The organism is Bacteroidota bacterium (assembly GCA_016711505.1).
GTDB lineage: Bacteria > Bacteroidota > Bacteroidia > AKYH767-A > 2013-40CM-41-45 > JADKIH01.
The window spans coordinates 171,731-186,076 of sequence record JADJSV010000001.1 but is presented as its reverse complement, the minus strand read 5'-3'; the positions used below and the strand labels follow the sequence as shown (position 1 = coordinate 186,076).

Genomic DNA, 14,346 nt, shown 5'->3' with positions numbered 1-14,346 from the left:
AAATTCCAAGCGAATTTCACCTACAAAATTCCTCCATTGGCGAAAATTTAAAATTTGAGATGAAAGTAAACGATAGATTTGAAATCTAATAATTACTTGTGCATGAAAAACTCTCTTCTTAGTGCAATCTTCCTAATTTTATTTTTTCCGAAATCCGTAATCAGCCAATCATCAACCTGGTCTCAGACTCTGAACATTGACTATTTGCTCCCATCCCAAAATAATGATAGTGTTAGTGTTGGTCCAATTGCCTTAGGCATAACATCAACAAAGAATATTCTCGGTTTATATCAAATGACCAAAGGTGACCGTACCGATCTGGTGAAAACAGATTCTTCCGGAAGAATAATATGGGATTTAGGTATTGCACAATCTGGTGGAATATATATTGAGTATTGCTTTAGCTTCCACGTTACAGATGACGATGGCTGTTGTTTTGTCTTCAGGCATATGGGCTCCGGTGTTACAGATGTTGTTCAGAAAAGAGATTCAAATGGAACTGTTGAGTGGTCTAAGACTTACAACGGCCCTACCCCAACTATGAATGTAATCTCATTCCAACCGACAGTTACTAATACATATCTTCTTCAGTTTTTTGATTCACTGGTAGAACTTGACATAAATGGTAATTTTATCCGAAACAGATATCCATTTACAGGTAATCTCACTGCGACAACTGATAGTGCAATACTTAATATAAAAACAGATACAATTAAAAAAGAAGATTTTGCAGGCAACCCAATGTGGAATCTAAATGTTTCAGGCTTATTCCAGATCATCTCCTTCGACTCACTTTATATTTTTGCTCAATCGAATGCAAGAGTAATGAAAATCGGTCTTCAAAATGGAAATGTTATATGGGACTTACCGATACATGCATTTTACTCTGCTCCTACTTCTGATGGTGGATTTATAACAACATTTCAGGATAGTGTAAACAATGCCGAGATCAACAAATATGATCTCAATGGAAATTTAGAATGGACGAAGACCTCCTTATTCCCGCAATTCGGATTTCATGCTATTAAAGAAATCATACCCGGATCATACATTGTCGGTGGAGGGTGGCGAACATGGTTCTTCGTTTATCAGCAAACCGGATATTCACCGTTTATAGCTCGTCTTGACAGCAATGGAAATAGTGTTCTTGATTCTACGAGTTATTTTTATCCGGGAAATGCAAATAATAATTCTGTTTTAGGATTCGCAGATGATGCCGTTTATGTTGCTGCTGCAATGGGCACTTCCGGTCCAGCGCATGATTCTCTCGTAAAGGGATGGACGCAAAACGTAGTATATTCAAAAAACTGGACAGACAGATTCCAATCAGGAATTAATTACAAGTTTTCAGATGTAGATGGAAATGGGCAGATAGACTCAACGGATCTATTACCATTATTGTATCATTTTTATCCCCGGAATCTAGGGCCAGATTGGCAAAGACAACAGCAATCTTCTCCGACACTTCCTGATTTAAGATTCGAATTCAGAAATAATTCTATTCATGCAGCCGATACGCTGGTTTTAGATGTTATAGCCGGAAGTTCGTCCGTTCCTTTTGATTCTATCTACGGATTATCTTTTAACACATTCATTGGTCCCACTGCTCAAGGAATTCATCTGAATCTGACCAGTAGTTCGCTTGAAGTCAATACAACTTCATTTGGTAACCCGTTGACAGATCTATATTCATATTTCAATTTCAATCCAGGTAACTTTAATTTAAATTCCGTAGTTATATGCCGAACCAATCACATTAATGCACAGGTTGCGGGTGACACTATAGCAACCATTTCTATGCTAGTCCCACCAACTTATTCCGGAACTGATACTTTTTACTTGTCAGTTTATTCCAATGCAATTTCATGGGGAGGTTATCAATTGCAATACAACACTCTAATCGATACGATCTACATCAGTAGCCCCGTAGGCATTATTGAAAATCATATTTCATCATTATCTATTTCCCCTAACCCAACATCAAATGAATTGAACATTTCTCTTTCGAAAAATTCAGTCTCGGAAATAATGGTTGTAGACCTGCAAGGAAAAGAAAAAATAAAACTTACCACAAAAGAAAGCTTCACAAAACTTGATGTGAGTTCTTTAATGAATGGAGTATATTTATTGGTTGTGAAAAATCCGGATGTGGTTTATCAGGAGAAGTTTGTGGTGATTAAGTGAGTAATATCTATTAGAGTTTTCGGATGTTAAGATCATACTCTGACTTTTAGTTTGCTTCTCAAATAATAAATAACACAAAAAATTATTATGTACAATATAGTTCTGACAATTTCTAACTTTATTATTTCTGCAAGATAAAAACAAGCGCAAATTATTAAAACACAAATAATACTTAGTATAACAGAAGACTTATTAGGCAGATATGTCACTTTATCGAATAGTTTTATTTAATAATTATTTTTCCGCTTCCGATGATTAATCCATCCTTCAAAATTTTTAAATAATATAACCCATTTGGCAGGTCATCTTTCCGGATAGTTGTAGAATGGTCGACAATTTTATGATTGCGGGTCAAGATTCCAAGTGAATTATATATTGATAGATTTAGATCTGATAATTCTATTGAAGGATCGATTGTGAGTGTTGATTCCATTGTAAAAGGATTTGGAAAAACCGAAGTTTTAAAAGCGGATTGATTGATTTTATCAGCAGTATTGATCAAATCACAAGTTGTATTCCAGTAAGGATAAAGCAAAGTGTCGTTTTGTTTGAAACACCTTACGGTGTATTGAGTAAAATCAGCAGACATAGAACCGGGTGAATATTCAATTAAACCAAAAGTTGACCCTACTCCTTCGATTATAAAAATATCATAATTCGGACAAATGGACCATCGCTTTCGATAACTGTTTCCTACCAGAATTGAATCGATTGCAGTTACTGTATCAAGATTATTCGGAAACAACCAAGACCCCAGATATCCGTGAACAGTATCACCAACTTCTAAATTGAAATCATAAAGCACTTGTTCAACCGAGTCATCCGGTGGAATGATGTAAACCATTTTCAGCGCAACATCTTCACGTATCGAACCAGCATACTGAGGATAACCCGTATAACAAGGAGCTGAAGTAGTATCTACGTAAGGAATATTGAGTTTATGATAATTACTTCCTCCAATTAGCGTATCACCATCCATAACAATTGAATATCTGAGAGTAGCAAACGGCAACATAAAACAATATGCACTTTCGTCAATATTCCAAACAGCATTTGAATCCGGAAACTCATGATAAATGGAAGTTTGAGCTTGAGTTGAAAACCTAGCCACAGAGTAAAGAAAGATCAGAAAGATAATTTTCATATAAAATCTGAGTAGAAAGTATTTCTAAAGAAACAAAAAATAAACTTCTGTGAAATAAAAAAGTGTCACTCAGAATACCAAAGTCAGTCTGCAGTAAAACTGGCAACTGACTCTGAAACTGTGACTGACACTCCAAGTGCACCCGAAGGGAGTCGAACCCCTAACCTTCTGATCCGTAGTCAGATGCTCTATCCAGTTAAGCTACGGGTGCAATAATATTTTAGAAACGCTTAGAATCGCTGTTTTGATTCAAAAACGAGGCCGCAAAGATAGATTAAAAATGATTCCTGCAAAGGATTTGTGAAGCGATTATTTCTTGCCTTTGTAATACTTTAAGGCTGTAGGCATAAATGACTGAAGGTCTTTGATTCGTGTCGCATCACTTGGATGGGTACTTAAAAACTCCGGTGGCTTCGAACCGCCTTGCTGACCCATTCTTTGCCAGAATGAAACTGCTTTTGTGGATCGTAACCGGCCATTGCTGCGAAGATCAAACCTAATTTATCGGCTTCTGTTTCATGAGTACGGGAGTATTTCAGAATTCCTAAAGTGGAACCGGCTCCGTAGGCTGTCATGAACATGTTCTTTGTTTCGGCAGTCTTTGTTGAAAGTGCCACATCCAATGCCATTCCTCCGGCTTGTTGCATCAACATCTGACTCATCCGTTCGTTTCCGTGGCGAGCCACAGCGTGAGCAATTTCATGACCCATAACTATTGCCAGACTTGCTTCATCTTGTGTGAGCGGTAAGATGCCTGAATAAACGACAACCTTGCCACCCGGCATACACCATGCATTTACTTCCGGAGAATTTACCAGATTGTATTCCCATTTATATCCGGCAACACGGTCACCCATTTTGTGTTGTCCAAGGTAAGTAACAACAGCAGACTGAATTTTCGCACCAATGTTTTTAACCATTTGCGCTTCCGGTGTGCCTGTAACCGGCGGATGCTGTTTTAAGAAATCCTGGTAACTCGTTAAACTCATCGATACCATTTGGCTTTCAGGCAAAAGGTTCATTTGTTTTCTGTTCGAAATTGGAACTGTGCTGCAGGCAGTAAAGAGCAATGCTATACTGAGTGCCTTGATTTTATGTGTTCTCATAGAATTTGTGTGGTGAAATATCGTGCCAAATGTAATGGTTTTTCGGGGGAATTTTTGTGCTTAGGAAAGGGTAAGGAAATGGTGGAAACAATTTTCCCTGATTTTTTTTTAACACAAAGGGCACTAAGTTCACAAGAAGACCACTAAGATTTCCGTGTTCTTATTGTGACCTTAGTGTCCTTGTGTTTAATTTACCCTTAGACTAAAAAAAGGACCTGAAAATCGCCTGTAAACCCCTAATCCCTAAAAAACTAGCTAAAAATCCCCTGCTTGGGAACAAAATAATTCCTACTTTTGTACCTGTAAAGGAATAATTCAGAAAAGAAAATGAAATCGCTATTTAACACCCTCAACCCGGAAGCAGAAGAAGTTGTAATTGAAGAGGTCAAAGAAGCCCGTGTTCGTGATCTGATACTTTATAATGACGATGAAAATACTTTCGATTTTGTAATTGAATGTCTGGTGGAGATCTGCAAACATGATATCATCCAGGCTGAACAATGTACCTACATCATTCACTACAACGGCCAATGCACAGTAAAGTCTGATTCATTTGCAAATCTGAAACCAATGAAAGATGCGCTTATTGACCGTGGACTTTCAGCAGTGATTAAGTAGGAAACTTTTTGCTTCTTGCTTTTTGCTTTTTTCTTTTTTCTTTTTTCTTTTTCCGTCTTTCGGATGTTAGCGCTTATCGTTACAATTGATTTGCGGCAAAGCAACTTTTCACTTTTCACTTTCCACTTTTCACTTCATTCCACTTCATTTCACTTCATTCTACTTCATTTCTCTTCATTCTTCATAGCATCCGTGAGCACTACTCTTTTCCCACCTTGCAATGCCACAACAAAAGCATCAGCAACCCCTTTCGATACGATCTCAGCTTTTAGTGCCGCTGCTTCAGAGAATTTACCGAATGTTCCTGCATAGAAAATATGCAATCCACGATCGTCTGTTTGTTGGGTGATACCTTTATCAGCAACATTCAGGAATGAAACGACAGCAGTAAATGGAATGTTATTTTTGAATGCTCCCAATTGAACGCGATAAATTATTTTTTCTCCACCTTCAACAGCTGTTGGCAATGTTGACTTCGGACTAACGACAGGATTTGAAACAACTGGTGTTGTTTCTGCCGGTTGACTTGGAGTTGTTCTCACAGGTAATGCAGATGAAGGCGTTGTTCTTCTTTCCGCTACCGGAACAGATGATAAAGCAGACTGAACACCGTTTCTATACACAACAATAAATGCATCCTTTACTCCTTCTCTTCTTGCAATTCGTTTCATTGAATCAGCAGATGCATAACTTACAAAGTGATCACTCGTGAAACGATATAGATTGTTTCTGATCTTCTCAGTAAATAATGGAGTAAGCGTTTGCAATCCGCGTGGTGTTGTTTGCGTTTTATAGACTCCAACCTGAACTGCATATTCTACAACAGCAAGTGATTTCTTGACACTCGAAGCATTTTCACCATAGAAAGTTTTTTCATCGGTATCCATCACATTATTTCTGATAGATGAAATGTTCTCAGGACGAATATTGTTTGCTCTCAGTAACGCCATTTCAGTTTGTGAACTGGCAACATAATTATTATCAGGTTTCGATTTGTTCTTTGCGATCATTGCATACGCTTCATCGAGTCCGATTCGTTTTCCATTCAGATACGCAACAACAAATGCATCTTTAAATCCACGTTGTTGCATTTCTTTCTTAACTACTACAGCAGGTTCAAATGTCTGGAACAATCCTACACAATAACGAACCCAACCCGGACGAGTTGTTTCAGCAGTGATCGGCTGAACTCCCTGGAATTTCTCCGCAGGAATTTCATTTCTGAATGCTCCGATCTGTACTTTGAAGACAAGTCCATCAGGTATCGGCGGATTCATAGGAATCGGATTCTCTTTATTGTAAACCGGAGCGCTTGCAATACTAAACGATTGCTTTGCAAATTCCTGAACTTTTTCAGGAGCGAAAGTTGTAGCCGGTGTTGATACCGCTGTTGACTGACGTGTAACATTGCTTGAAGACTCAGTTGAAGTTCTATTGTTACTTTCAGATGTATTCGCAGGTACATCGTCCGCTTTCGGTTGCGACATAGCAGTCAATTCTTCCTGCGTTAACCCTTGTGGATTGATCTTTGAATTTGTTGCCTGCTTTGGTAACTCTCTTCCCGGAATCGCAATCCGTTGACGGATCTCCTGCATTTCTGCAGTCTTGTTCTTTACTTCGGAAGTTTTACTTTGCGCAATTGCAAATTTTTCTGCTGCTTCTGCTTCATTCTTCTTCGATGAATCGCGATAAGCATCGGCCTTAATAAAAATCTGAGCTTTCGTTGGACGGTCCTGCTCTACTTCTGCTTTGTCCATCAACTTATTCTGCTCCTGCTTTTGTTCAACAGCAAGTTTCTGCTGATTGACTGCATCTGCAAACACATCGATAGTTTCGACTTGCTTATTTGTGATCTCTTTATTTACTTCTACATATTTCTGAAATTCGGGATGACGTGTATTGATACCAACAGTATCAATTTTCACAACTTCTTTTCCATTTGGAGTTTCAACTGTAAAAGTCGTTGCTTCATCAACTGCTTTTGCTTCTTCCGGAGTCAGTTCATATTCATTAACTACCGGTGCAACTACAGCAAGATTGTCTGCCGGTTTTTCAGCAACAACTTCTTCTGGAGCCTTTTCAACTACATCTCCTGAAGTTTCAGCAGTTGTACTTACAACAGGTTGGTCTTCTTTACCCGATTTCGTTTCTGTTATAGCTGAGTTATCTGTTACTGTATCAGTTCCTGTTACAGTTCCTGTTACAGTGAACTTCTGTTCCGGTAACGGTTTCAATTTTGGATTTTGTATCAGGCTTCTGTTGATCCGGTGCATTTAATGTCGGGCTGGTGCTGTTATTTGCATTGTTAGTTGGCATAGAAGAATTGTAAGCAATGATCTGCTCATTGACTTCCATTTTATTCTTCACATCAGGATCGATAGCTTGTGCAGCTTTTAATTGATCCTGCGCTTCAGCATAGATTAATGTAGATTGTTCTGTAAGATTGTTTGAAATGTAGATCAGACTGTCCTTCTCCGGAGAATCATTGGAATTAACAATTCTATTCTGCAATTCTACAGATTGATCAGAAAGTTGTTTTGCATTTCTGTATTTCGTTTTGAATGCCTGATATGCAATTCTTGCTTCTTCATTTACAGGATTAACTTTCAAATTGTTTATATCCGGTGGAAAAGGTTTTTCTTCTTCAACAGGAACTTTAAAAGGTGGTTTTAATTCAACTTTCGATGTGTGCTCAGTTGATGTACTATTATCTGAAACAGTTGAATCTGAATTTGTGTTCTTTGAATTGTCAATTGAATTTATTGCAATTTTCTCATCAACACTTTCCTGAGTCGGAGCTATATCAGTAGATTTCTTATTTGCATTGTCAACAACGATTGGTTCCTGACTATTGCTTTTTGACGATTGTGCATTTGATGAATCGATCACTTGTGTTTTTACATCTTCAGCGATCTCTTCATTTGGCTTGTTTTCAGAAGCAGCGGAAGCAACATCATCTGAAGTTATATTCTCTTTTACAAAATCCGGAACAGTATCTTTTGAAGTAATCGTTTCATCAGTCTCAACTTTTGCTGTTTGTTCTGTTTCAGATTTCGTAGATTCTATTGATGATTTTTTTTCAGCAATTGAATTTTCCGGAGCTGTAGTATTCGCAGGAGTTTCAGTTTTCTTATCTTCTGCAACCTGCTCTTGTGTATTAATTTTTAGAGCTCCCTTTGCATTATCTATGCTTTCAGCTCTATCATTCGCTGCGACCTGATCACTCTGATTGGATGAGTCTTCAGCATTGTTATTTTCGACTACTGGTTTTTGACTATCATCGGAAGTTTTTTCCGTACTAATATTCGCCGGACTTTCCTTTGCCGTATTTTCTTTTATTGCAACTTCATTACGAATAGAATCAGAATTCTGAATCCCAGCTTTGTTGTCTGCAGTTTCTGCAATAGTCTGTGAAGCTGCTACTTCATCTGCTGATTTATCTTCCTTACTTTTTTCATTTTGAGTTTCTGCAAGTTCTGAATCCGGATTTGTCGTTGATCCCTGAGCGGACTGTTGAATCTTTTCATCAGCAGTTAATTTTACTGAATCCTGAATTGCAAGAGCAGGTGATGTCTGACCGTCACTTTTCTTCTGTGATCCTTCCGAAGTAGCAACTTCTTTCTCAGAATTAGTTTCCTGTTTTGCTATTTGCTCAGAATTTGTTTTCTCCTCAACTTTACTTTTTTCATTCGATTCTGAAACCTGATTTACCTGTTCTTCAGAAGATTTTGTAGTTGAATTCTGATCGTTACGAAGGAGAAAGTTCTTTTATTTCTTCCGATGAAGCATTCGTTTTTGAATTAATATTTTGAGCTAAACCGGAATCTGATTTCTCCTGACCTGCTTTTTCCTGATTTGACTTTGCCGGATCAGATTTATTTTCATTTTTAGCAATAACTTTCGAATCCTTTTTTCCTTTATCACCACCAATTGTAGCTAACAACTCACCTGCATCTTCTTCAGAAGCTTTTGCTTCAGTATCCTTTGCTATAGCAGCAATCGTCAGATCAGAAGCCTGGCGACGCATATTATCTGCATCAGCTTTCATGGTATAAGCTTCATTAAGATACGTTGGCTTATCCTGTTCGCTTGCCGTTTCTGCCTTTGACATTGCCTGAGCAGAAAGACTGTCTCTTTCAATGGCACCTATCTTCAATCGCTCTACTTCTAACAATAAACTATCTGCTTCTGCCCGCGCTGATTTAGCATCCATAATTGCTATGGCTGCCAATTCTTCATTCCCAATTGTGATATCGTAATTATCAGACTTCTTTGAATCATTGACAAGATCTTTCGCTCTTGCTTCTTCTTCACTTTTTTGTTTTATTTCATCAGCTGTTGGACCTTTCTCAAGAGTTGGATCATATTCATCCTTCTTCTCGATAGTTACCAGATTCTCGCCTTTCGCCGACTCTACATCAGTTTGTTCTTCCGGTTTTCCTGAGCCTGGTTTAGTAACCATTACAGTCTGATTGTTTATCTGAACTGCCATCATTGAAGACGTATCCGCATTTACATCATAAGTTGCAGACTTAACTTCAGAAGGAACATCACGGACAGCAGTTGCAGGATAAAAATAATTTTCAAGCGTCAGATTCTCATTCGTGTTTTCACGTGTAACCTTTACAATTTGCTTGAGCTCTGAATTGTTCAGTTGCGACGGTAGTGAAAAACTTTCCGAATGCGGTAAATATCCGCCCCCTTCTACAACGATGATATAATCTTGTCCGGGCTCTAATGTAACATCATACTTTCCCGTGAAAGGATCAGTATAAACTGAAGTAACAATGCCTTCACCATCGCCGCGCAAGATGGTGATCCTTGCATCACGCCGAACTTTTTGATCTGTCGGTGCATAATATCCGGTAATCGTTACAAGAGCTTCACCCTGATCCGGTAATTGAATTCTCCGGATCTCAATTTCATTTTTAGATGTGTTGATTCCTGTTGCATAATATGCATCCTGTGTTCCGATAATTGGAACATACAAGTAATCATCGCTGATAGTATTGATCGGCCAGCCTAAATTTTCGGGTGCAGACCATTTTCCGGAATTAAAATCAAAGTTTGATTTGAAAATATCATAGCCACCGATACTCTTTTTTGACTTTGCAGAAAAATATAAAGTTCTTCCATCACGGTCGAGATAAGGAAAATCTTCATTCGTCTCCGAATTAATTGTCGGTCCTAAATTTTCAGGTTCCGACCATTGACCATTCGGCATTTTTCTGACGATGTAAAGATCTTTTCCATTCTCCCCTTTCTTACCATAGCTCGATAGATAGATCGTTTGCTTATCGTTTGCAATGAACATGACAGGATCCTTTTGTTTATCCTTGTCCATAGAGGTTAAAAATTGTTCTGCCGCAGGAACAATTTTTCCATTTGCATTTGTCCAGCTGAAAAATTTATAGAATTCATTTACCGAAACTTCTTTCGAACTAACTATAACAATATTCTTTCTCGTTTTCAAAAGTTCGATTGCATTCATACAATTCGCCTTAAGTTCTTCTGAATTAAATTTCTTCAGTTTAGTCGAATTGACAATTGCTTCAAATTTTCGAAAACTTCCCAAAGCATCATCAAACTTTCCGATGATCATGTAGGCTTGTCCGAGATAGATCCAGACTTCTTCCGGATTGGTAGCATCTTTAGCAGCGGCTTCAAGATAACTTACTGCATTTGTCTTATTTTTCCTGCTTTGAGTAAAGCAACACCATAACGATAATTGTAAGTAGCGTTTCTCGGATAAAGACTTAATAACTGCGAATAAGGGGATAGTGCTTCTTCATAATTTTCGGCAACGAACGCTTTCTCAGCCTGCTTCTTCAATTCATCTTCAGAAGAAGCTGATTGTTGGGCAGTTACTGAAAAACATATAAGAAAAGATAACAGGAGAAGCCGGAAAAATTTTCCGACGTATGGGTGATTCACTTTTTGTTGCTTTATTAATATAATTATACTCCGAAAAAGCCTTTTTTGTTTCCGGAATACACCCGTTAAGGGCCGGCAAATTTGAGAAATTAAATCATTTATCTGAAACTTTCTCGAATCTGGCCACGAAAAGACTATCGGCCTTCATTTCATAACCAGAAATCAGTGCACTTTCAATTAATTTCAATGGAAGTTTTTCCTGAAAATATGCAATATTGTCTTGGTTTTCAGCACTAAAGACTGAACAGGTGCTATAAACCAATGTCCCGCCAAGTCGTAAGTTCTTAACACAATTTGCAACGATCTTTCGCTGAAGCGGCTGATAGACTTCCTTAACCTTTGTTTTAGGATTTTTGTGCAGGTTTTCCGGACTTCTTGACCAAGTCCCGGATCCGGAGCATGGAACATCGGCTAAAATCCCATCAAACCGGTCACTTGGATCGATAGAATTTTTGGTAAGATCAATTGCTTGAGTATTAAATCCCTTGAAGCCAACTTTCTTCATTCGCATGGAATAATTCTTCAGGATATTTTCCCGCAGATCAGTGGCGAGTAAAAATACTGCTTCTTCCTTATCGATCAGAGCCAGACTTTTCCCACCGCTTGCTGCACATGCATCCCACCACTTCTCATCTTTTTGTGGCGAGTAAAAATCTGTGATCCGTTGCGAGTTGATATCCTGAATTTCAAAATACCCTTCTATGTAAGTCTTCATGTGTTCTAACTTTTGCATTGGTGCAAAAGATAAAACAGTTTCAGTTGATGTTTTTTCGAAAGGTATTTTTAGTTCTTCTAATTCAGCAACAACTTCTTTAATAAAATTTCTGCGAATGCGAATATAGACCCTTGGTTGAATTAGAAATGAAAGAGCGAATGCATTTTTGTCTATATCATCACTCAGCAAATCCATATCTGCGAAAATCTTTTCTATACTGAATTCCGGAAATTGCTTTTTTACAATTTCGATTTTTTCATTTGTATCTGAGCCCAGATCAGTTCACAGACAATTTTGAATTTTCAGTCAGCAACGTTTCCAGTGATTGGCTTGTTGTTGAAGAGCAAATAAAACTTGCAACAGCTAATTTGGTTTTAAAATTTTCATTCTCCAGATTTCTTCCTAAACGTAAAAAATGATAGCAATAATCACGGGTCTCTCGCCTGTCGCGAGCACCCATCTTGGGATTATTCCTGAATATTTCTTTGAGGTAAAGAGAAAATGGTTGTGAGAAATCGTATGACTGGATGAGGTTTTGGACGCGGTCGAAGAGGATGTTGTAATGCATGGGTGAAATTAACTTTAATTCTCTTTGTAAAGATTGATTTCTTGATTTTATTTCTAAGATGAAAGGATATTACGTTATCATGTGCGACCTCTTCGAGGTCGGGTTTAGCAGGGCCTTTTCCTTTCTACAAATATGCGACCTCTTCGAGGTCGGCGGTTGTTAAGAAAGTTGCTAATTTGAAAGTGGTTTCCTATTCATAAAAGTTCTAGGAAAAAATTCACAGTTCCGCTGGAATTGTAAAAAATGATTTCTTGATTTTATTTATTAGATGAAAGGATATTACATTATCATGTGCGACCTCTTCGAGGTCGGGTTCGGTTGGGCTTTTTCCTTTCTACAAATGTGCGACCTCTTCGAGGTCGGCGGTTGTTAAGAAAGTTGCTAATTTGAAAGTGGTTTCCTATTCATTAATAGTTCTTGAAAAAAATTCACAGTTCCGCTGGAATTTTAAAAAATGACTTCTTGATTTTATTTATTGGATGAAAGGATATTACGTTATCATGTGCGACCTCTTCGAGGTCGGGCTCTGCAGAGTTTTTTCCTTTCTGCAAGTGTGCGACCTCTTCGAGGTCGGCGGTTGTTAAGAAAGTTGCTAATTTGAAAGTGGTTTCCTATTCATAAATAGTTCTTGAAAAAAATTCACAGTTCCGCTGGAATTTTAAAAAATGATTTCTTGATTTTATTTATTGGTTGAAAGGATATTACATTATCATGTGCGACCTCTTCGAGGTCGGGTTTGGCAGGGCCTTTTCCTTTCTACAAATATGCGACCTCTTCGAGGTCGGCGGTTGTTAAGAAAGTTGCTAATTTGAGAGTGGTTTCCTATTCATAAAAGTTCTTAGAAAAATTCACCGTTCCGCTGGTATTTTAAAAAATGATTTCTTGATTTTATTTATTGGATGAAAGGATATTACGTTATCATGTGCGACCTCTTCGAGGTCGGGTTCGGTAGGGCTTTTTCCTTTCTACAAATGTGCGACCTCTTCGAGGTCGGCGGTCTGGGAAAGTTCTGAAGACTTTAAAATGAATAATGATCTTTTTAGAGAGCGTTTAGAAGCCGTAAACTAGTTTCGAATTACGAATCTCGAATTACAAATTACGGATAACAAATCTCGAACTATGAATTCTGAATTCCTTCCAATGCACGAAGCACATTCGCTTCTACTCTCGCATTGATATTAGAAATGTTTGCAGGAACAAACTGTTCGCCGGTGAGTTTTTCGTAAAGTTCGATGTAGCGTTTGGAAATTTGATCGACCCAGGCGTCGGACATTTCGGGAACTGTTTGGCCGTCTTTGCCCTGGAAATTATTTTCGATCAACCATTGTCTGACGAATTCTTTTGAAAGCTGGCGTTGTTCCTGGCCGTTTTTCTGACGGTCTTCGTATCCGAAGGCATAAAAATATCTGGATGAATCGGGAGTATGAATTTCATCGATCAAAAAAATCTGATCTCCTGATTTTCCGAATTCATATTTTGTATCGACTAAGATCAATCCTGTTTTCTTTGCGATCTCTGTGCCGCGTTTGTAAATTGCTCTGGTGTACTCCTCCATCTTGATGTAGTCGCTTTCAGAAACTATTCCCCGGCTTAAGATTTCTTCGCGTGAAATATCTTCGTCGTGACCGTGAGATGCTTTTGTTGTGGGAGTAATTATTGGCTCCGGAAATTTATCATTCTCTTTGAGACCCTCAGGCAATTTTACTCCGCAAACTTCTCTTCGACCCGCTTTATATTCTCGCCACGCATGTCCTGACAAATATCCGCGGATGACCATTTCAACTTTAAAGGGATCACATTTTTTTCCGATCGTAACGTTCGGATCCGGTGAAGTGATCACCCAGTTCGGTACAATGTCTGAAGTTGCCTGTAACATTTTCAAAGCGATCTGATTCAGCACTTGTCCTTTGAAAGGAATAGCTCTTGGCAAAACCACATCGAATGCAGAGATCCGGTCTGTTACAACCATGACTAAAACTTTTTCAAAAGAATAAACATCTCTTACTTTTCCTTTGTAAAAAGATTGTTGTCCGGGGAAATTAAAATTTGTCCCCGCCAGCGCCGCATCCATCTTCAT

Annotated in this window: 11 protein-coding genes, 1 tRNA gene and 1 pseudogene; 4 read left to right on the top strand and 9 right to left on the bottom strand. The window is 38.2% G+C overall.

Annotated elements, in window-relative coordinates; genetic code table 11:
- Nucleotides 1-204 precede the first annotated feature (204 nt).
- Nucleotides 205-2,184 (top strand): T9SS type A sorting domain-containing protein, encoded by a 1,980-nt coding sequence (locus tag IPL24_00805; protein ID MBK8362254.1) that lies wholly within the window; start codon nt 205-207, stop codon nt 2,182-2,184.
- A 223-nt stretch (nt 2,185-2,407) separates the two neighbouring features.
- Here IPL24_00805 and IPL24_00800 read toward each other — a convergent pair whose 3' ends face one another.
- The 3 genes and pseudogenes from IPL24_00800 to IPL24_00790 form a co-directional block, all read right to left on the bottom strand.
- A complete protein-coding gene (locus tag IPL24_00800; GenBank protein ID MBK8362253.1) occupies nt 2,408-3,328 on the bottom strand; it encodes a T9SS type A sorting domain-containing protein in 921 nt (306 codons plus the stop codon).
- 137 nt (nt 3,329-3,465) lie between these two features.
- A tRNA-Arg gene (locus tag IPL24_00795) sits at nt 3,466-3,539 on the bottom strand.
- Between the two features lie 98 nt (nt 3,540-3,637).
- Nucleotides 3,638-4,434 (bottom strand): annotated as a pseudogene (locus tag IPL24_00790) (M48 family metallopeptidase).
- A gap of 327 nt (nt 4,435-4,761) precedes the next feature.
- Here IPL24_00790 and IPL24_00785 point away from each other — a divergent pair.
- Nucleotides 4,762-5,052, top strand: a complete 291-nt coding sequence (locus IPL24_00785) for an ATP-dependent Clp protease adaptor ClpS (GenBank protein ID MBK8362252.1) — start codon at nt 4,762-4,764, stop codon at nt 5,050-5,052.
- 164 nt (nt 5,053-5,216) lie between these two features.
- Here IPL24_00785 and IPL24_00780 read toward each other — a convergent pair whose 3' ends face one another.
- Together IPL24_00780 and IPL24_00775 are read right to left on the bottom strand one after the other, a co-directional pair.
- Nucleotides 5,217-7,286: an SPOR domain-containing protein gene (locus tag IPL24_00780; GenBank protein ID MBK8362251.1), complete on the bottom strand. Its 2,070-nt coding sequence runs from the start codon at nt 7,284-7,286 to the stop codon at nt 5,217-5,219.
- Nucleotides 7,231-7,941, bottom strand: coding sequence for a hypothetical protein (locus IPL24_00775; GenBank protein MBK8362250.1), 711 nt, complete (start codon nt 7,939-7,941; stop codon nt 7,231-7,233). Before IPL24_00775 ends, IPL24_00780 begins: the two co-directional genes overlap by 56 nt.
- Here IPL24_00775 and IPL24_00770 point away from each other — a divergent pair.
- Both IPL24_00770 and IPL24_00765 read left to right on the top strand, forming a co-directional pair.
- Nucleotides 7,904-8,272, top strand: coding sequence for a hypothetical protein (locus tag IPL24_00770; GenBank protein MBK8362249.1), 369 nt, complete (start codon nt 7,904-7,906; stop codon nt 8,270-8,272). The genes IPL24_00775 and IPL24_00770 overlap by 38 nt on opposite strands.
- Nucleotides 8,273-8,462: 190 nt before the next feature.
- A complete protein-coding gene (locus IPL24_00765) occupies nt 8,463-8,663 on the top strand; it encodes a hypothetical protein (protein ID MBK8362248.1) in 201 nt (66 codons plus the stop codon).
- A gap of 137 nt (nt 8,664-8,800) precedes the next feature.
- On the opposite strand, the gene IPL24_00760 is transcribed toward IPL24_00765, so the two are convergent.
- The 4 genes from IPL24_00760 to IPL24_00745 all read right to left on the bottom strand — a co-directional run bounded on the left by IPL24_00760 (nt 8,801) and on the right by IPL24_00745 (nt 14,340).
- Nucleotides 8,801-10,654 (bottom strand): hypothetical protein, encoded by a 1,854-nt coding sequence (locus tag IPL24_00760; GenBank protein ID MBK8362247.1) that lies wholly within the window; start codon nt 10,652-10,654, stop codon nt 8,801-8,803.
- Nucleotides 10,655-10,725: 71 nt separating this feature from the next.
- Complete coding sequence (locus IPL24_00755) at nt 10,726-10,986, bottom strand: hypothetical protein (protein MBK8362246.1); 261 nt, start codon at nt 10,984-10,986, stop codon at nt 10,726-10,728.
- A gap of 94 nt (nt 10,987-11,080) precedes the next feature.
- Complete coding sequence (locus tag IPL24_00750) at nt 11,081-11,896, bottom strand: RsmB/NOP family class I SAM-dependent RNA methyltransferase (protein ID MBK8362245.1); 816 nt, start codon at nt 11,894-11,896, stop codon at nt 11,081-11,083.
- Between the two features lie 1,490 nt (nt 11,897-13,386).
- Entirely contained in the window at nt 13,387-14,340 is a 954-nt protein-coding gene (locus IPL24_00745; GenBank protein ID MBK8362244.1) for a phosphoribosylaminoimidazolesuccinocarboxamide synthase, read from the bottom strand.
- Nucleotides 14,341-14,346: the final 6 nt, after the last annotated feature.